The sequence below is a fragment of the Vibrio sp. R11-SG3-ISO3-SZ genome (genome assembly GCF_059834345.1).
In genome coordinates, this window is the sequence record NZ_JCBDGX010000066.1 from 21,105 (window position 1) to 40,786 (window position 19,682).

The following is a 19,682-nucleotide window of genomic DNA, read 5'->3' on the forward strand; positions in this document are numbered from 1 at the left end:
TTGGGCACAGTTTTGTGCCCATTTTTTATCCTTGTCAAACACCGAAGTGTTTTAGATTCGGTCAAGAACGGGTGAACCTATGCCATTTCAAACCCTTGTGTCACGCCTCTATTTGGGCTTTATCTGCTTGATTGCGATTATGGTCGGATCGGCGTGGCTCTCTGTACACAGTAGCCAAGATGTCACAGATAAGATGGAGTCGATTACTCGTGATACGACGCCATTGATGTTGCGCTCTGCGCAGTTGACCATCGATTTTCTTAATATCAATCGTAGTCTTACGCCCTTTTTATCGGCTCAGTATTTGGATGAGTTGCCCCCTTTTGAAGAGCGGATAGCCGTCAATCGCGATGTTTATCTTAGTCAGTTGGAGTGGTTTGAATCGGCAGCGCAGCATCAACCTCAGCTCATGCCATTCCTCACACCCGTCAGAGAACAAGGGCAATTGGCGCTCGGTGGTTTGGAAGCGGTGATGAGCGCCTATACCGATGTGCTTGATGCGCAAGATCGCAGTGACTATCTTCAATCTCAATTCCAACAACTGATGACGCAGTTGAGTAACTCGCTTCAACGTGCGCGTACAAATGCACAATCAGAGTCAGCTCAGCGAGCGTTGGATGGATTGACCAGTCAAGTGTCGTTGCTGGGCAATGAAGCGAATGAGGTCTACAAGCAGAAAGACATGACAGAGCTGCGCTCAGTGGCGCGACGTTTTACGACGCGTCAACGTTATTTGGAGGAGAGCGAACAAGCCTTAACCGCGGTTGCGCCAAAGGTCTATCAAACGCTAGAAGGTACCTTACAGCGCCTAAAGCTACATGCGTTTTCTCAAGAGGGTGCGGTGCATTGGCACCTGCAAACCGTAGAGCAGGCAGAACAATTGCGACAACTACGTCAGGAGTTGGAACAAGCCATTGATCGTCAGCTCGAGCATATCGATGGCTTGTCACGCTTTGCCAATCAGGTCGCCAATGACCTGTATGAAGAGGCAAAATCGGCCACCGAGGCAACACAAACCTTGTTTATCGGCATCTCGTTTGGCTCTATTGTTGTCGCGCTTGTGTTGGGTTTGAGTTTTGCCAGTATGGTGCGCCGACCGACACGGCTCTTACTGGGGGCACTCGATGCCATCGCGCAGAAAGATCTTACGTCTGATGTCGATTATTCAGCGCGCAACGAGTTTGGCCAGGTGGCGCAAAAGGTCAATGTCGTGGTGCGTCATCTGTCGGAGATGATTGAGCGTATTCGTCAATCCAGTGCGCAGGTCAATGAGGCCTCACTTTCCAACCAAACCATTAGCGCAGAGCTCAATCAAGCGATCAGTCAACAGACGGAGCAAACGCTACTGGTAGCGACGGCGATGGAGCAAATCGAGTGCTCGGTGACAGACATCGCGAGCTCAGCAGAGCAGACGCTCTCCCTAGTCACAGGCGCCGTTGAGCACTCCCAGCACGCGCAGACAGAGATGAATAGCAATGTGGCGATGTTGGAATCGCTTTCTGAAGAGCTTAACCAAGTCACGGAAACTATTGGAGTACTGGAGGCTGAAAGTGCCAGCATTGAGTCGATATTGGAGGCCATTTCCGGTATTTCAGAGCAGACCAATTTACTTGCACTGAATGCGGCGATTGAAGCCGCGCGCGCCGGTGAGCATGGCCGAGGATTCTCTGTAGTGGCCGATGAAGTGCGAATCTTAGCAGCGCAGACCACCAGCAGTGCGAAAGAGATTCAAAGTAAAATTGAGCGATTGCAACAGCGCTCGGATCTCGCTAGCCAACAAATTGCCAGTTGTTTGAATGGGATGGGGCAGAGCATGCAGCAAACCGAGCGAGTCAATGCGCGACTGCATGAAGTGCATAGCCGATTGGATCAGGTCTCTCAGCGTAGCCATCAAATCGCGTGTGCGACAACGGAGCACCAGTCGGTGGCCAGTGATGTCACTAAGAACGTCAGTCACATTCACTCCTTAGCAGAGCAGAATTTAGATCGCTCACACCAACTCGCGACTCAAGGAAAAGAGTTGGAACAACTGGCGCAAGTGCAATTTGAATTAACGGCCAGCTTTATATTGCGCCAATAATTTCACTATTAAGTATTATATTAGAGAGGTATTTGCCTCTCTTTTTTTTATTTTATGCCCCATAAAAACACATGCTATTAGGCTATTTTTTGGCCTGATAAATAAAAGGTGTGTGGTTATTTCATGAAACTGTTTCATGGCGACGATTGAAACTGTAGCGGCTCTCTATTTTTCCAAAACCGCCATTTTTTTCCAAAAATTAGTGTGATGACACTCACTCATTCCTCCCTTCAACTACGGAATACTCAGCCTGTAAGCGGTTTCAAGTCAAAGCAGTATTGAGGTTTCAGTGGCAACAATTAAACACGTTTCCGAGCATGCGGGGGTTTCTCAGGCGACGGTATCTCGAGTCATTAACGGTACCAGTCGCGTGAGTCACGACAAGAAGCTCAAGGTGGAAAAAGCGATCAAAGAGCTGGGCTATCGTCCCAATTCGATTGCTCAAGCCTTAGCGTCGAGTCGTACCGGTAGCGTTGGGATTGTTGTACCGGAGCTAGGTGGGCCTTTCTTCTCGGGCATTCTCCATTGTCTAGAGGAAAACCTGCGCCGCTTTGGTTATCACGCAGTGGTGACAGCTGGCTCAAACACGGAGCAGGGGCAACGTGAGTCAGTGGAGTTTTTGCTAGGACGTAGGGTCGATGCATTAATTCTTCATGTTCAACACCTGTGTGATGACTATCTGATCGCTCTGGAAGAACAAGGGATTCCTGTTGTGTTAGTGAACCGTTTTATTCCAGAGATGTATCAGAGCTGCATCGATATTGACAACGAGTTGGGGGGCAAACTGGCGACTCAATATCTTTTGCAGCAGGGGCACACCGAGATTGCTTGTATCACAGGGCCTTTGGATAAGTCAGACGCACGGGGGCGTTTGCAGGGTTACCGAAGTGCACTGGAGGAAGCAGACTTGGAGTACAACGAAGCGCTGGTCTCGGAGGCAGGGTTTACCGAAGAGACCGGTGTTATCGCCACCAAAAAACTGCTCAAGCGTCGGTGCCGATTCAGCGCGATTTTTGCGTCGAACGATCACATGGCTTTTGGTGCATTTGAGGTGCTACGCAGCGCAGGTTTCTCTATCCCGGAGGAGGTGTCGCTGGTGGGATTTGACGATAACATTTTCGCTCGTTACCTCACCCCATCGTTAACCACAATCAACTTCCCCATTGAGCAAATGAGCATTGAGGCCGTACAGCTCACCTTGCAAAAACTGAACAAAAACAAGCGTGATGTGAATTTCAAACTCAACCCCGCGTTGGTAGTGCGAGATTCAGTCAAGGACCTAAACAGTACCCTATAGCACTCGTTTAAACACCAATAACAAGATTAAGGATAAGACATGAAATTTAAGACCTTAGCGCTTTCGAGCGCGGTTGCACTCGGGCTTGCTGCCACAGCGACAGCAGCAGACAGTCAAATTCGCTTTGATGGATTTCCAGATTTTGACAGCAGCTTAAAAGTGCTTCTGCCTGAATTTGAAAAAGAGTCTGGCATCAAGGTCGACTACCTGATGAACAACCATGGTGACCACCACACCAAGTTGACTACCAACTTGGCAACAGGGTCGGGCGCAGGTGATGTGATCGTAGTCGATGTCGAAAAAATCGGTCCGTTTGTTGCCTCTGGCGGTTTGGTGAACTTATCTGAGCAATATGGGGCAGACAAATACGCCGATCGCTTTGCGCCTTATGCATGGACACAAGGCAAGGGCGGTGATGGTGATGTCTACGGTATCCCTGTCGACCTAGGCCCAGGTGTGATGTACTACCGTACCGACATTTTTGAAAACGCCGGTATTGATGTCAATGAAGCCATTAAAGATTGGGATTCTTACATCGCGGCGGGTGAAAAGCTTAAAGCACAAAATGTCCAGTTGATTGCCTCTGCGGCGGACGTTGCGCAAGCGATTATCTTTACGACTGTGCCGGAAGGCGAAGGTCTGTACTTTGATGCCAACGGCGAGCCTGTTGTGACGTCTGAGCGCTTTGTTCATGCGTTCGAAGTGGCGAAGCAGATCCGTGACAAAGGCTTAGATGGTCGTATCTTGGCTTGGTCAAACGAGTGGTACGAAGGTTTCCGTAATGGCACATTCGCCACGCAGTTGTCAGGTGCTTGGCTATTGGGTCACCTAAATAACTGGATCGCACCAGACACCGCCGGTAAGTGGGGTGTATCGAACTTACCAGATGGCATCTACGGCAGCTGGGGCGGTTCATTCCTTTCTATTCCGACACAATCGACTAAGCAAGACGAAGCGTGGAAGTTGATTGAATACATGACGACTAACCGTGATGTGCAGCTCAAGCACTTTGAAACTATTGCTGCGTTCCCAGCGAACGTGACGACCTACGATGACGATCTGTTCCAAGAAGAAGTGGTCTTCCTCGGTGGACAGAAAGCGCGTTTGTTGTTTGCTGAAGTGGCGAAGAACATCAAGCCAGTGGCGCCAGCAAAAGGTGACCACGTCGCGCGCTCTATCATCTTAGAAAACGCGTTGATGGAAGTGCTGGATGAAGGCAAAGACATCAAAACCGCACTGCAAGAAGCAGAGCGTTTGATCAAGCGTCGTACGCGCAACCTGTAAGTCAACGTTTGTTTTAAGTTTGGGAGACGCAACTCTGCGTCTCCCTAGGTAAGAGGTCGTTACTATGAATCAAGCAGCGAGCAGCGCCATGGAAACTTCAACCGGTCAGAGTCTTTTTTCTCGCCTAAATTTGAAAGCGCTTACACCGTACGGATTCCTATTGCCGTTTTTGATTATTTTTTCTGTATTTGGGATTTTCCCGTTACTTTTTTCTGTTTATCTCTCGTTCCATGAGTGGAACCCAGTCGAAGGACTCGGCGCGATGCAATATGTGGGGTATGAGAACTACTACATTGCATTGACCGACCCGTGGCTTTGGCGCTCATTGAAAAATACGTTGTGGTTAGCCATCACATCCGGTGTGGCTCAGCACCTTGTCGCCATTCCTGTGGCGTACATTTTGGTGTCAATGGGTGACCGTCTTCGTCATTGGTTAACGTCAGCGTATTTTCTGCCGTTTATTACCTCAACCGTTGCGGCATCGCTGATCTTCTTCAACATGTACTCGCCAAACTCCGGCATCATCAACCAAACCTTGATGGCGTTGGCTGACAGTTCTCTGTTTGGATGGGCGTTCAGTTGGGTGAATGAGTACCAGCCGATTCGTTGGTTAGATGATGCGACTATGGTGAAACCATCGATTGCCATCATGGTGTTTTGGAAATACACCGGTTTCAACATCGTGCTCTACACCACAGGCTTGATGACCATACCCAAAGACATCCTAGAAGCTGCCCGTATGGATGGCGCCAACGCACTGCGCCGTTTTTGGAACATTTCACTGCCGATGATTCGTCCGTTTGTCTTCTTCGCGGTCACCATGACCATCATCGGTAACCTACAGCTATTTGAAGAACCGTTCGTTCTGACACGTGGTACTGGCGGTACGGGTCAATCGGGCCTCACTATCTCCATGTACCTCTACAAAGTGGGTTGGGAATGGCTAGAGATGGGCACCGCTTCAGCGATTTCTTGGTTGCTGTTTGCCTTGATCGCTGCGTGTACCACGATTCAATTCTTCTTCTTCGGTAAAAAAGGCTTAGGGGAGCAATAACCATGACGACTCACTCTGCGACTTCGCCAGTGTCGATTTGGGCAGCCATCAAGCCCAGCGACCGAGCAATTGAAATTTTCACTAAGGTGCTGATGGTCGTATTGGGCATCATTCTGATTGTCTCTGCGATTGTGACGGTGTTTCCGTTTGTTTGGTCGGCGCTGTTATCCACACGCGACCGCACCGAAATCTTTGGTTCGGGTATCAGCTTTGCCATTGGTGACAGCTTGGCGATCAACTACGCCAAACTGCAAGAGATCATGCCTTTTTGGCAAGCGATGTTTAACTCGATTTATGTTGCCTTCCTAGGCACCACGATTTCGCTGCTGTTTTGTAGCATGGGGGGCTATGCCTTCGCTGTGTTCAAGTTCCGCGGCAAAAATATCCTGTTCGGCATGTTGGTTGGGTCCATGATGATCCCGCCCGTGCTGAGCTTGATTCCCTACTTTATGATCGTCAAGTTCCTTGGCTTACTTGATAACCACATGGCGGTTTGGCTGCCGTTTACTACGACGCCGTTTGGTATTTTCTTGATGCGTCAGCACGTTGTGGCCTCGATTCCGAAAGAGTTGCTTGAAGCGGCTAAACTGGATGGAGCGGGGGAGTTTAGAACTTACTGGAGCGTGGTTTTGCCATTGATGAAACCAGCGTTGGCAACATTGGCTATCGTTCAGTTCGTCTTCTTCTGGAATATGTTCATGCAGCCGTTAGTTGTACTGACGACGCCAGAAAACTACGTGATTACTCAAGCCCTGCGCAGTGTGCAAGGGATTCCTAATACGCCATGGGGCGCGGTGATGCTGGGGACCACCATTTCCATTTTGCCTTTGGTGGTGACGTATCTCTTCGCGTCAAAACAGATGATCAGCGGCTTAACGTCGGGTGCAGTAAAAGGTTAGATAAGGTAAGAAAATGAATAAATATCAACTTCCAAGTGACTCAAAATTACGCAGTAAGGAATTTGTCTTTGGTGTGGCGACCTCGTCTTACCAAATCGAAGGTGGCATCCATGAAGGCGGTCGTACGCCCTCTATTTGGGATACCTTTTGCGCCGTGCCTGGCAAAGTCGACAATGGCGACACCGGCGCTGTAGCTTGCGATCACTACCATTTATGGAAACAAGACATTGAGATGATTCATAGTCTCGGTGTGGATGCTTACCGCTTATCCATGGCGTGGCCGCGCATTTTGCCACAAGACGGCGTGGTTAATGAACAAGGATTGGCGTTCTACGAGCAGATCATCGATGAGTGTCATGCTCGTGGTTTAAAGGTCTATGTCACGCTCTATCATTGGGATCTGCCTCAATACCTTGAAGACAAGGGCGGTTGGTTAAATCGTGAAACAGCTTACAAGTTTGCTGAGTATGCTCAAGTTGTCAGTGAGTATTTTGGCAACAAAATTGATGTTTACACTACGCTTAACGAACCGTTTGTTGCCGCTTTTCTCGGCTACCGCTGGGGAATTCATGCACCGGGTATCGAAGGGGACAAAGAGGGCTTTTTAGCGTCTCATCACTTGATGCTTGGCCACGGCTTGGCGATGCCAATCCTGCGCGCCAATGCACCAGCCTCTTTGCATGGCATTGTATTTAACGCGACGCCGTCTTACCCACTAACGCCAGAAGACCAAGGCGCGGCGGATTACTGTGAAGCGGAGAGTTATCACTGGTTCATGGATCCGGTACTTAAAGGGGAGTACCCAGCGGTGGTGATGGAAAAACACGCCGCCAATATGCCGATGATCCTAGAAGGTGATTTGGCAGTGATTTCAGCGCCGGTGGATTATGTTGGCCTGAACTACTACAGCCGCAGCGTTGCCCGTTACAACGAGCAAGGTGAGATTGAGACCATCAAACCGCAAGAGTCGGAGTACACCCACATTGGCTGGGAAATTTATCCACAAGGTCTGACGGATCTCTTGGTGCGCTTTAAAGAGCGCTACGCCAATCTACCGCCTGTCTATATCACAGAAAACGGCGCTGCCGGTGATGATGACGTCTGCGAGGGCCGCGTTGACGACACGCAACGTGTGGCGTACTTCCAATCGCATTTAGAAGCGGTCGACAACGCTATCAAAGCGGGCGTTCGCGTCGATGGTTATTTTGCGTGGAGCCTGATGGATAACTTCGAATGGTCATTTGGCTACCACCAACGTTTCGGCATCGTCCATGTCGATTACCAAACTCAACAAAGAACTTTGAAACAGAGCGCCATTGCCTATCGCAATATGTTGCTAGAGCGCGCTGAGGAGAACAACTAATGGCTAAAGTAGAATTTCGTAACATTAAAAAATCGTTTGGTGATGTGGACGTCGTAAAGCACTTCGATTTTACCGTCAATGATGGTGAGTTTGTGGTGTTCCTTGGCCCTTCTGGCTGCGGTAAATCGACCACGCTGCGCATGCTCGCGGGGTTGGAGAGCATCTCGTCTGGCGATATTTTTGTCGGCGACAAGCTGATGAACAAAATCGATGCCAAAGATCGTGATTTGGCGATGGTGTTTCAAAGCTACGCGCTCTACCCGCACATGACGGTGTACGAGAACATCGCGTTTGCCCTCAAACTAAAAGGGATGAAAAAGCCAGATATCGACGTTGAAGTGCGCAAAGCCGCCAAAATGCTTGAGCTCGAACCTTTGCTTGAGCGTAAACCGAGAGAGTTATCGGGCGGTCAGCGCCAGCGAGTGGCCATGGGGCGCGCTATGGTTCGTACACCTAAGGTATTCTTGTTTGATGAACCTTTATCGAACCTTGATGCGAAGCTGCGCGGTGTGATGCGTGAAGAAATCAAGCAACTGCATCGTGAGCTGAAAACCACCACGATTTACGTGACCCACGATCAGATTGAGGCGATGACGCTCGCCGATCGCATCGTCATTCTTAAAGATGGCTATGTGGCGCAGGTCGGTACGCCAACCGAAGTCTTTAAACGCCCTGCCAACAAATTTGTTGCGCAGTTCATCGGAAACCCGTCGATGAACATGTTGGATGCGAAGTTGATTGAAAAGCAAGGGGCGTTCTTTGTTGCCCTTGGCGACGTCGAGATCCCATTGCCAGAGCGTTTTAAAGCGCACGCGTCGAAAAACCTCGCACTGCACTTTGGCGTGCGCCCAACCGATATCCATTTGCGTGCAGAGCAAGTGGACCATGACCGCGTGCTGCCGATTCCTGTCACCATTAAAGACAAAGAGCTGCTCGGCGCCAGCATTTTGCTGAAAACCGAGGTCAGTGGTCAGCCGTTGATGGTTGAAACCCAAGCGGCAGAAGTCGATGTGAAGGATTTGACTTTATACCTCGATCTCGACGCGATTCATCTGTTTGACGCGCTGAGCGAAAACTCGCTCGCGAGCTAAGGCTGCCACTCACGGCGAATCTCATTCGCTTTATTACACGATTTAATGAATTGCTCCCTCGGTTTGGGGGAGCCAGGGATAGTGACATGAATTTCGGATATTTTGACGATAACAACAAAGAATACGTCGCCACCACACCATGTACGCCAATCAAGTGGTGTAACTACGTGGGCACACTCGAGTTTGGCGGCTTGGTCGACAGCAATGGCGGCGTGGTATTGTGTAAAGGTGACCCAGCCCTCAACCGCATCACCAAATACATCGCTCAGTTGCCCAACTCAGAGTTTAAAGGGTCGACCTTATACCTAAAGGTGAAAAACCGCCAAGGCGATGTTCAGGTGTTTTCACCCTTCTATACACCGACGCTTAAACCTCTCGATAAGTTTGAGAACCATACCGGGCTGTCATACACCACCATCATCGCCGAAGGGTATGGGGTGCGCTGTGAGGCGACCTTCTTTGTACCTAAAGATGCCCCCGTCTTGCTCGAAGACATCCGAATCACCAACATCAGTGACGAGGCGTTGCACGTAGATGTTGTGCCAGTGTTCGAATTTACCCATTTTGATGCCCTTAAGCAGCTCGTCAACGCGGACTGGGTGCCGCAAACGATGACGCTCAACGCGCATCAACAGGCGAGCGGTCATACCGTCTTAGAGCAATACGCATTTATGAAGCGCGATTATGCCGTCAACTTGATGACCGCTGACAGAGTAGCGACCTCATTCGATGGCGACCGCCAAGTGTTTCTCGGTAATCACGGTTATGGCAGTTGGGCCGCGCCAGAGAAGTTGTTTGCAGAGGAACTGGGCAACAGCGAGTGTTTACGTGGCGACAACATCGGCGCGCTCAATTTGCGTTTGGGTTGGATTGAGCCTCAAGCGAGTGAGCGCACAGTCGTGCAACTGACGCAAATGTCGAGTTTGGCTGAGGCCGCGCCCATGCTGGAGAAATACCGCGATCACGCCCAAGTGGATAAAGCCTTTGCTGAGCTAGCCGATCATTGGCAAGCTTACCTGGCGACCGTTCAGGTAGAAACGCCCGATCCGGCGATGAACTCGATGCTGAACATCCACAACCCACGTCAGTGTCATACCACTAAGAACTGGTCACGTTACTTGTCTTTGTATCAGCTTGGCTACGGTGCGCGTGGTATTGGTTTTCGTGACTCATCACAAGATACGTTGGGCGTGATTACCCATATGCCGGAAGAGGCGCGTGAGTTTATTGAGCGTCTTTTATCGGTCCAAAACCAAGATGGCTCCGCGATGCACCAGTTCTTCCCTTCTACGATGGAAGCCAATGCCGGTGACTCGCGAGAAGAAGAAGACCGACCGGATTACTATGGCGATGATCACTTGTGGATCATTTATGCCGTCACCCAATACGTCAAAGAGACTGGCAACGGTGCGTTTCTCGACAAATCGATTCCGTTTTATCAAAAAGATAAACAGGGTCAACCGCTTGAATCTGCCTCAGTGTGGGAGCATTTATGCCGAGCGATAGAGTTCACGCGCAGCAACACCGGTCAACACGGATTGCCGCTACTGGGTTTTGCGGATTGGAATGACACGGTTAACTTACCCACTGGCGCCGAGTCGATGATGGTCGCCAACATGTACGGTAAAGCGCTGTTGGATATGCTTGATTTGTGTCGCTTACGGGGTGACGAGCAACGTGCGCAGCAATACCAAGCGCAGTATGAGCAGATGAAATCCACCGTCAACGAATGCGGCTGGGATGGCGAATGGTTTATCCGTTATTTTGATGAGCAAGGTCAGCCGATTGGCTCACACATCAACGCGCAAGGGCAAATCTACACCAATGGTCAAAGCTGGCCAGTGATCTCTGGGTTTGCTGATGGCGAGCGTGCCACCACGGCGCTGAATTCTGTCTACTCGAAACTCAATACCGCCAATGGGATTAAGCTGTCAACACCAGGCTATAACGGCTTTGATCCTAACTTAGGTGGCGTCTCGACGTATCCACCTGGGGCGAAAGAAAATGGCGGCATCTTCCTGCACGCGAACCCTTGGGTGATGATTGCTGAGGCGAAGATGGGCAATGGTGATCGAGCGTATCAGTACTATCGTCAAATCAATCCTGCCTCGAAAAATGATGTGATTGAGACATTCGAATCGGAGCCATACTGTTACCCACAAAACATTCTGGGTGATGAGCATCCGCAGTTTGGATTGGGACGCAATGCTTGGCTATCGGGCACCTCGTCTTGGACTTACGTCGCGGGCACACAGTGGATTTTGGGCGTAAGACCGGACATCGATGGATTGATCATCGACCCCTGCATTCCCAAAGCGTGGCCAGAATTTCGTGTGACTCGACAATTTCGCGGCGCCACGTACCACATCCATGTCGATAACCCTAACCGGGTGAGTAAGGGTGTGGCTGAGTTACGTGTCAATGGTGAACGTATCGAGGGCAATAAAGTGCCCGTATTGGCGGCGGGTGACCACCGCATTGAGGTGACGCTAGGCTAACCAACGCTCGGGGAGGTTAGCCTCCCCGACGATCAGTGCATCAGCGCCGTGGCTGATAGTGCGCGTGGCATTGCCACTCAAACTGCGCGGTTTGCTCGGGGTTAAGTTCCAATAAACCGATGTGATTGTTAAACGCATCAGCAGGGCATGACATAGGTTCAATTGCAATACTCGGCTCCGACGCTGGCGTGTAGAGCTGAATAAAAGGGTAATTTGCCCCTTGCTGGTAGTCGAGACGGGCTTGTTGATCCGCTCGGGTTAGGGTTAGCGATTGATCACTGCTTTGATGAAATCGATAGCAATGATTGAGTGTGACATCGGCGAGCGTCGTTGGGCTACTGAGGGCGGTGTTGCTCGTGTATTCGCCGGTGGGTAAATCATCGCGGTGTACGACCTCTTGATGAGGGCTTAGGCTCAGTTGGCACTGCGCCAGTGAATCACCGAGCGAAAAATAAGGATGCCAAGCATCGCCATAAGGGAAAGGGGATTCGCCGGTGTTGGTGATCTCGGTATAACAGCGAAGGCGGCCAGTCTCATCAATGTGATAGCAGACGTCGAGCCGGAAAGCGAACGGAAAACCGTCGGCAAGATGGTCGGTCTCATAGCGAAAACGCGCCGTGGCAAAGTGCTCTTGTGCATCGGCCTCAACGACTTGAAACGGTTGATTGTAAAGTAGGCCATGTACGGCATGTTCAGACCAAGGAAAGTTCGCCGGTAATCTATAGTCATGCCCTCGGTAGTGATATTGACCGTTTTTTAGGCGGTTAGGGAAGGGAAACAGTTTGGCACTACGAGAGAAAAAAGGGTGAGATTGAATCACATTTTGACTGTCTTGATAGCCAACAATAAATGAGAAAGGACTATGATTGACCCGATATTGGTTAATAATGGCACCAAAGTCTTGAATGATTTCGACGCAGATGCCGAGTTTTGAATTTAAGAGTGTTGTGGAGTGAAAATCTCCAAATTTCCCTTTAACGATTTTAAACATATTAATATCTCCTTTGAAGAGGATATTAATTGATGAATATAAATATTCAATGTTGGTTTTCACATTATGATAAATAAAATTCCATACACTTCATATTTTGGTCCATCGGACGTTCTGTGCAGTAAAGGCAACGCCGTTGAATTTATCCAGCCTTGGTATACGCCTATCTCAACCACCCCTGAAAATACGGGGATGGCGGTGGGTGGTATTGGCAACACTTTCACCTTAACGCCGCAAGGTAAAACGCCAAACTTTAGTTTCACTCCTGGTATATTTATTGATTGCCAAGAGGATGATGTCTATTTCAACGATTTCTATATTTCTGTGATGGATGAACATCACGTTGAGAATTTGGACATATCAGATTTTTCTGAAGCGAAACTGTATTTAAATTACTATCCGGCGATATTTTTACGTGAGATATCACAATGTAATAATAAAGATGAGCTACTATCCTTAATTAGGGAAACCATTTTGTCTGGTCAGTTCTACTTGATCAACAAAGAGTACTTCCTACGCTGGAATATTGAATTTAGCGCCGCAACGCACCAGGCAATTCAGGCTGACGAGACAAGCGTTGAGACTCAGCTACTGGTCGCGATCGACTTTTTTAATGGTTTGTTGGTCAATGGGTCGACCCACGCGTGGTCATTGACACCGCAGCGTGGTGCAGTGGTGCCCTCTGTTGACGCCAGTCGAGTGCATTATCGGGCGCTGTATCCGTTGGCGGAGTATGACTATCATGGACTCGGTGATATTGAGTTAACTCGCCAAGTGGTCTCTCCTGTGGTCAAAGATGCCCCAGAACTTTGCAGTCTACCTGTGCACTGGAACCAACTTCAGCTCACCAACCGCAGCAATAAAGCTCAGTGGGTTACAGTGGTCCAGCCGCTGAATAACTTGATGGGAGCGACCTACCAAAAGGCACGAGATGGCGTACAAGATTCCTGTTGTCACTTGGTGCAAAACCCGATTGGGCATCAGCATCAACCGATTGTGCTTGATCAAGGTGAGACGCAGTTCAGTGGTGTGCGCTTGGCGTCCAACTCACCGTATGCCAGTGATATTGAAGGCGAAGTGATTTACGGCGTTCAAGCGTCAGCGAGCACAGTTCAAGCGGGCAAGATAACCGTGTCGCTTAAGTCACAGGTTTACGCCAGCAAGGCGCAGCAACAAGTGTGGCGTGCACTGCATACAGGGCGAACCAATGATCATTTTGACCGCGGTATCTACAGTGGCCGTGAGCCACTCAGTGCTCTAGTTTGTGTTCAGGTGAAGCTTGAGCCGGGTGAAACGCAATCGCTGCGTTTCGCGCAAGTGATGGATCACAGCAAAATCCTTCTCGACGGTTGGCAAAGTCACAAAGCGTACGCTCGCTACTTCCCTGAGCCATCGCGCGCTGAAACGATATTAACCCAGACCTTGCCTAAGCTTTCAGAGATAGAGCAGCGTATTGTCACCCAGCAACAAGACTTTTATGACCAGGCAGTGGCCAAGTTTAGTGGCCAAGAGAGTGCCCTGCGTTACGCGACGATGGCGATGAATAGCCTCTCGTTTCTAGCGGAATCAACCGTGTGGGACGTCGAAGATACCTTGCTGGTCAAAGAGTGTGTCGATTATCCCTTCTTTAACTCACTGGATGTTTATTTTTACGGTTCGTTCTCACTGCTGTATTTGTTGCCACAACTCGATGGGGCGGTGATGAAGCATTTTGCGCGGGCAATTTTAGCCAGTGACAATACTCTGCGGCGCTATTGGGAGTATGAAGACAAACCTTACGCTGAGCTGGTTGACGAAAAATACCAAGGGACACGTGCCGAGCGCGGCGCGGTGATCCACGATCTTGGCAGCCCTTACGATATTCAGCCAGATGCCTACAGTTGGCATAACGTCAAAGAGTGGAAGGATCTCGCACCTAAATACATCCTGATGGTCTACCGCCACTGGCAGAAAACCGGCGATCAGGCGGTGGTGGAACAGTGCTGGCCGGCGGTGAAAGAGAGCATCGAGTACCTCAGTCAACTGATTGGCCCCGGTGAGGATCTACCTTTGACACGTGGCACGGACGATACGTTTGATAACCTGTCGTCTCATGGCATCTCTATCTACTGTGGTAGCTTATGGGCCGCAGGGTTGCGCGCGGCAGCTGAGTTAGCTCAATGTGTTGGTGAGATGGCGCTGAGCGAGGGGTACAATGAACGTAGCGAGCGCGCTTTGGCAACCCTCGAACGTGCCTTATGGGATGAGAAGCAAGGCTATTACCACTTTTTCGTTACGCCGGTCCAAGCCAAGCACCTGACAGGAGAAGGTTTGGCTGAGCTACAAGGATTGGGGTTAGCGGTGAGTGGTGACGCAGTGAGCGATGCCGCGGTGTTGAACGCGTATCTTGATGAGATCGATGAGGCGAGTGACGATGGCCAAAGGGCGCAGCGTAAAGTGAAGAAGCAGCAGTTATTGAGCCGCGCACCCGCCGCCTTTACGCCTCAGTTTGCTGAGCTGGTGGAGGATTCAGATAACAGTTTTGGTGATGCGTTACTGGCTGACAGCTACCTGCAATTGGTGGGGCTACCTCGCTTGTTTGCGCCGCAGCGGACTGAGCGAACTTTGGATTTTATCTACCAAACTAACTTTGTTGCCAACAGTCCTGAGCTTGGGGTGGCGAATATGACCTTAGCAGACGGGCGTCCTCACGAGGCATTCCAAGCGCAAGATGTCTGGATTGGTGTGCAATTCAGTGTTGCCACCGCGCTGCGTTTGGCGGGAAAGCAAACGCAAGCGGAAACCTTGATGGATACCGTCTATCAGGCGCTGTACCAAATGGCGAAGATTCCTTTCGCCGCGCCGGAGGGTTTCAATTGCTCGGTCGTGGTGACGCCAGAGTCGATGGCGCAGCGATTTGACATCGATAAGACTCGCGCTCAGCAGTGGGTATCGTATTTGCAACACTTAGGTCATCTTCTTAGCGATGGGCGTGTTAATCCAAATCTGACGGATGATACCGATGAGTTTATTTGCTCTCTCGCGTCTGACGAGTTTGCTGCTAAGGATAATTGGCCGGATCACGCTGAGTTGCATAAGTGGTTACTCAGCACGGGGTTAAAGTACACCGCAGGGCGATACTTCAGACCGGGAATGATTTTCGCTTATCTGTACCAATAATGAGGGACGCGCATACGTGGGCGCAGGCAGAGCGATGTCATATCTGGTTGCCATTGAGTTTTGCCTGAACCTCACAAAGCCGCAATCGTTGGGATTGAGTACACGACTCAGTCCCATTATAGTTCAGCCACTTACGGTGAGTGACTCATGATGAGCCGAGCAACCTTATGACAAATAAGAAGAAAAAATCCCCCACGGTGTACGATGTCGCGACGTTGGCTGGCGTCTCGCCTAGTACGGTGTCGCGTTTTTTAAATCGCACCACCTATGTGTCTGATGACAAGAGCCACAAGATCGAGCAGGCGATCACCACGTTGGGCTACAAGCCCAATTTTCATATGCAGCAAAGCACGACTCGTCGCTCGATGACGATTGGTGTGCTGATTCAGCATCCAGACAGTCCTTACACCAGTCGTATTCTCAATGACATGGAGAACGTATTGCTGGCGCAAGGCTACTCCTTGGTTTTAGCGACTGGACATTGGCAAAATAAGCTTGAGATTCATGCGCTTGAATACCTGATGAAAAGCAACGTCGATGGCATCATCGTTGTGACGGGCAACTTGAGTGAGCAGTCGATTCTCACCACGGCGAAATCCATTCCGGTTGTGGCGGTAGGCTATGACATTCAAGGGGAGAATGTTCGCTCCTTGAATCTAGATAATGTACTGGGCGGATATATTGCAACGCTGCACCTGTTGCAACTTGGCCATGTGAATATTGCCCACATTAAAGGGCTCTCCAGTCAACCAGATTCGGGGGCACGCTTTGCCGGTTACAAGAAAGCGTTAACTGAAGCGCAAATCAAACCCAATCCAAAATTGATCAAACAGGGCGATTTCAGCTCTGAAACAGGGTATGAGAAAACGGTTGAGCTGATTGAATCTAAAGTGCATTTCTCTGCGTTGTTTGCCGCTAATGATCAAACGGCGTATGGCGCAATGAAAGCCCTAACTGACCACGGTTTTAGAGTGCCAGAGGATGTCTCCATCGTCGGTTTTGATGATTTGCCCACCTCTCAATACTTTACGCCCGCTTTAACAACATTGCGTCAGCCGATTGAAGAGATTGGCGCCGTCTCTGCGCGTTCGATGTTGAACTTGTTGTCAGGCGAACGACATGAGGCTCGTTTACCACCGATAGACTTGATGATTCGACAATCCACCAAGTCCATCTATCGATAGTCGTTTTCCCTGCGCCCGTGAGCTGCTAGCATGGGCGTTATGGTTACGTGTTTGTTGTCCTCATGATCCCCCTGATATACCACCCGATCTACTCCGATTTACCCTTGCCTGACGGGCATCGCTACCCGATCAACAAATATCGCTATCTGTATGAGGCGATACGCAAGCAAACGCCTTGGCAACACCGTGTCGATTGGGTGACGCCCAGTGCCATCACGATGGAGGAAGCCGCGCGTACCCATTGCGACCAATATCTTGATCTCTTGTGTCGCGGCGCACTGCCTGCTGCCCAAATGCGCCGTATTGGTTTTCCTTGGAGTGAGCAACTGATCACTCGCACCCTCACTTCGGCAGGGGGTACCTGTGCAACGGTGGACGCGGCGCTAGAGCGAGGCGTGGCGATTCATTTGAGCGGCGGCTACCATCACGCGCATTATGATTTTGGTAGTGGGTTTTGTCTGATCAACGATTTGGTGATCGCGGCCAAAAGAGCCTTGACCAATGAGCATGTGGATACTGTGCTTATTGTTGATAGCGATGTGCATCACGGCGATGGCACGGCGACCTTGTGTCGAGATGAGGCGGAGATCATTACCCTATCGTTTCATTGCGACAAGAACTTTCCGGCGCGCAAACCGGATTCTAATCTCGATGTGGCGCTTTCAAAGGGCACAGACGATGCGACATTTTTAAGTCACTTTACTAGCGTGGTTGAGATGGCTGTGAATCTGCATCAGCCTGATTTTATTCTCTATGATGCCGGTGTGGATATTCACCAAGAGGATGAACTGGGGTATTTTAATGTCTCAACACAGGCGATATATCAACGAGATAGAGCTATGTTTGAAGTAGCGACGAGGCGAGGTGTGCCGATTGCCTGCGTCGTCGGTGGTGGTTATCGCACTCGTCATGAGGATTTAGTGCCGATACACATGCAGCTGATTCAAGCTGCAATGGATGTTTACAAGGATTAGTCATGGAACACAGGATACGTGCCGCGGGCATACTGGTCGATCAAGGCGCCGTGTTGTTGCTCAGAGTCAACGATTTTACCGGTGAGTACTGGATACCGCCGGGTGGCGGCATGGAATCGGTTGATCGCAGCACGAAGGCGTGTGTTGAACGTGAATTCGTTGAAGAGACAGGGCTGAGCGTGAAAGTGGGTGAGCTAGTGTGCGTGCGCGAGTTTCTTGAAACGGAAAATCATCGCTACCATGCCGAGTTCTTTTATCACATCACCCATTATCAAGGCACACCGAACTTAGAGAACCTTAAAGGGCTGAATGACGAGCAGTTTATTCAAAGCGTCGAGTGGGTGCCGATTGAACAGTTGGCAGAGAAACGTCTCTATCCAGTGGAGCTTAAACACAAGTTGTTAGCGCTGATTGAAAGTGGACACTACGCCACGCATCTCGGCTCTTACATTCAAGGATCGTTTGAAGACATTAACCAGCTTTAACTGAGCAGATTTATGAAAAAGGCGCAGGCAAGTGATTGCTCTGCGCCTTTTTTTTCGCTCATTGCTTGAGTGAGCGAGCCTTAGCCCTCGTCAGAGAAAACCGGCATGGCCTCCAGTTCATCATGGCTAAATGGCGCGTCACCAAACAGCAGCGGGTAGTAGAAGTGTCTCAGCGATTGGTGGAAATCGCGCACACGTTGCTCGTAGCGCATGCTCGCTTTAACATCGGTATTCGCCAGCGATGTCATCCAACGTTGGGTGAGCGTTGAAGGCGAAAGCCACGCTGCATAGCCAGCGGCGGCATCACGTTCGCGTAGTGTTTGGCGATACGCTTGTGACAGTGGCGCGGCTTTTTGATCGCCCACTTGCTGAAACGCGTAGTACCATTTCCATTCGAACAGTGATTGCATATCGGTTGCTTGCGCCCATTCTGGGTGGGTAGTTAAGAATGACGCCCAAGTATCAGAAAAGGGTTTGTCCCACGCACCGTTTACCTCTTCGCGTTGCAGCAGTACGATGTCGCCGCCACTTGGACCTGTGATGGTGTGGTTAATCACGCTATCACTGACCACGGGCACCACCACCGTCGAGGCTAACCAAATACCAAGTAAAGCTGAGGCAATGCGCGCCGAGCGCTGACCTTTCTGGGTGAGTGTTTTTCCGATGAGTAAGGTCAACCATGCCCAAAACGCGAGGTGGACAAGTACGATGGCCATCACCGCGAGGACTTGGGTGATGGGCACTGCCATCGTCCATGCACCAAGACCAAAGGGGATCAACAGTGCCAGTGCGAGCCCCGTGCAGAGAATCAACGCACGTGCCGCCCATAGCGAGCCTTGACGTTTAGCGCTCACCAACAGCAGATCGTAGCGACCCGCTTCGCGCTCACCCGCCCGTAAATCATGGAGTAACAGAATCACAAACAGAGGCAGTAGTATACTGACAATAAACGCAAAATCGAAAAAGCCTGCCAAGGAGAGTTCCGGGTTTTGTGCGTCGGTTTCGTAGATCTGCCCTTCGAGCGCTAGCATGCGGATGCGGTGCTTCCAAGACGTCACATCACGCTGGCCCATGGCAGCAAAGGCAAGCGGCTGAGGCTCAGAGTAGGTGAGGTGGAAGCTGTAGTAAGCGGCGCTGCCGTAGTCGTGCTGCTCGGCGAGAATGTGTTCGCGCTCTGTGGCATCCTTCGCCTGCAAGCGAACTAAGGTCTCTTGCTGCTCACGAATTTCATTTACGCCGCTAACGACGGCAAAGCTCGTCAGGGCAAACACAACCAGAAAAAAGCCGACAACGTAACCTTGTTTAGCGAGAAAACGGGTTTCA

The 19,682-nt window shown here is 50.4% G+C and carries 14 protein-coding genes; 12 read left to right on the plus strand and 2 right to left on the minus strand.

Going from position 1 to position 19,682, the window contains the following annotated elements; all coding sequences use genetic code 11:
* Positions 1-79: 79 nt before the first annotated feature.
* The 8 genes from AC6R1O_RS08710 (at position 80) to AC6R1O_RS08745 (ending at position 11,566) form a co-directional block, all read left to right on the plus strand.
* Positions 80-2,080, plus strand: a complete 2,001-nt coding sequence (locus tag AC6R1O_RS08710; protein WP_500656871.1) for a methyl-accepting chemotaxis protein — start codon at positions 80-82, stop codon at positions 2,078-2,080.
* Between the two features lie 289 nt (positions 2,081-2,369).
* Entirely contained in the window at positions 2,370-3,377 is a 1,008-nt protein-coding gene (locus tag AC6R1O_RS08715; protein ID WP_500656872.1) for a LacI family DNA-binding transcriptional regulator, read from the plus strand.
* A 39-nt stretch (positions 3,378-3,416) separates the two neighbouring features.
* On the plus strand, positions 3,417-4,661 hold the full coding sequence (locus tag AC6R1O_RS08720; protein WP_500656873.1) for an extracellular solute-binding protein: 1,245 nt from the start codon (positions 3,417-3,419) through the stop codon (positions 4,659-4,661).
* An 88-nt stretch (positions 4,662-4,749) separates the two neighbouring features.
* Positions 4,750-5,715: a carbohydrate ABC transporter permease gene (locus AC6R1O_RS08725; RefSeq protein ID WP_420378211.1), complete on the plus strand. Its 966-nt coding sequence runs from the start codon at positions 4,750-4,752 to the stop codon at positions 5,713-5,715.
* Positions 5,716-5,717: 2 nt separating this feature from the next.
* A complete protein-coding gene (locus AC6R1O_RS08730) occupies positions 5,718-6,614 on the plus strand; it encodes a carbohydrate ABC transporter permease (protein ID WP_334552683.1) in 897 nt (298 codons plus the stop codon).
* 13 nt (positions 6,615-6,627) lie between these two features.
* On the plus strand, positions 6,628-7,977 hold the full coding sequence (locus AC6R1O_RS08735; protein WP_500632259.1) for a GH1 family beta-glucosidase: 1,350 nt from the start codon (positions 6,628-6,630) through the stop codon (positions 7,975-7,977).
* On the plus strand, positions 7,977-9,068 hold the full coding sequence (locus AC6R1O_RS08740; protein ID WP_500656874.1) for an ABC transporter ATP-binding protein: 1,092 nt from the start codon (positions 7,977-7,979) through the stop codon (positions 9,066-9,068). Before AC6R1O_RS08735 ends, AC6R1O_RS08740 begins: the two co-directional genes overlap by 1 nt.
* 86 nt (positions 9,069-9,154) lie before the next feature.
* Positions 9,155-11,566 (plus strand): glycoside hydrolase family 94 protein, encoded by a 2,412-nt coding sequence (locus AC6R1O_RS08745; protein ID WP_500656875.1) that lies wholly within the window; start codon positions 9,155-9,157, stop codon positions 11,564-11,566.
* Positions 11,567-11,606: 40 nt separating this feature from the next.
* Here AC6R1O_RS08745 and AC6R1O_RS08750 read toward each other — a convergent pair whose 3' ends face one another.
* Positions 11,607-12,557 carry an aldose 1-epimerase gene (locus tag AC6R1O_RS08750; protein WP_500656876.1) on the minus strand — a complete coding sequence of 317 codons (951 nt, stop codon included), beginning with the start codon at positions 12,555-12,557 and terminating at the stop codon, positions 11,607-11,609.
* Positions 12,558-12,623: 66 nt separating this feature from the next.
* Here AC6R1O_RS08750 and AC6R1O_RS08755 point away from each other — a divergent pair, with 66 nt between their 5' ends.
* From AC6R1O_RS08755 to AC6R1O_RS08770, 4 genes are all read left to right on the plus strand, one after another.
* Positions 12,624-15,716, plus strand: coding sequence for a GH116 family glycosyl hydrolase (locus AC6R1O_RS08755; RefSeq protein WP_500656877.1), 3,093 nt, complete (start codon positions 12,624-12,626; stop codon positions 15,714-15,716).
* A 167-nt stretch (positions 15,717-15,883) separates the two neighbouring features.
* Positions 15,884-16,900 carry a LacI family DNA-binding transcriptional regulator gene (locus tag AC6R1O_RS08760; RefSeq protein WP_500632255.1) on the plus strand — a complete coding sequence of 339 codons (1,017 nt, stop codon included), beginning with the start codon at positions 15,884-15,886 and terminating at the stop codon, positions 16,898-16,900.
* A gap of 62 nt (positions 16,901-16,962) precedes the next feature.
* Positions 16,963-17,874 (plus strand): histone deacetylase family protein, encoded by a 912-nt coding sequence (locus tag AC6R1O_RS08765; protein ID WP_500656878.1) that lies wholly within the window; start codon positions 16,963-16,965, stop codon positions 17,872-17,874.
* Between the two features lie 2 nt (positions 17,875-17,876).
* Complete coding sequence (locus AC6R1O_RS08770; RefSeq protein WP_500632253.1) at positions 17,877-18,359, plus strand: NUDIX domain-containing protein; 483 nt, start codon at positions 17,877-17,879, stop codon at positions 18,357-18,359.
* Positions 18,360-18,439: 80 nt separating this feature from the next.
* Here the strand turns inward: AC6R1O_RS08770 and AC6R1O_RS08775 are convergent.
* On the minus strand, positions 18,440-19,682 hold a 1,243-nt coding region (locus tag AC6R1O_RS08775; protein ID WP_500656879.1), incomplete at its 5' end, for a DUF3526 domain-containing protein.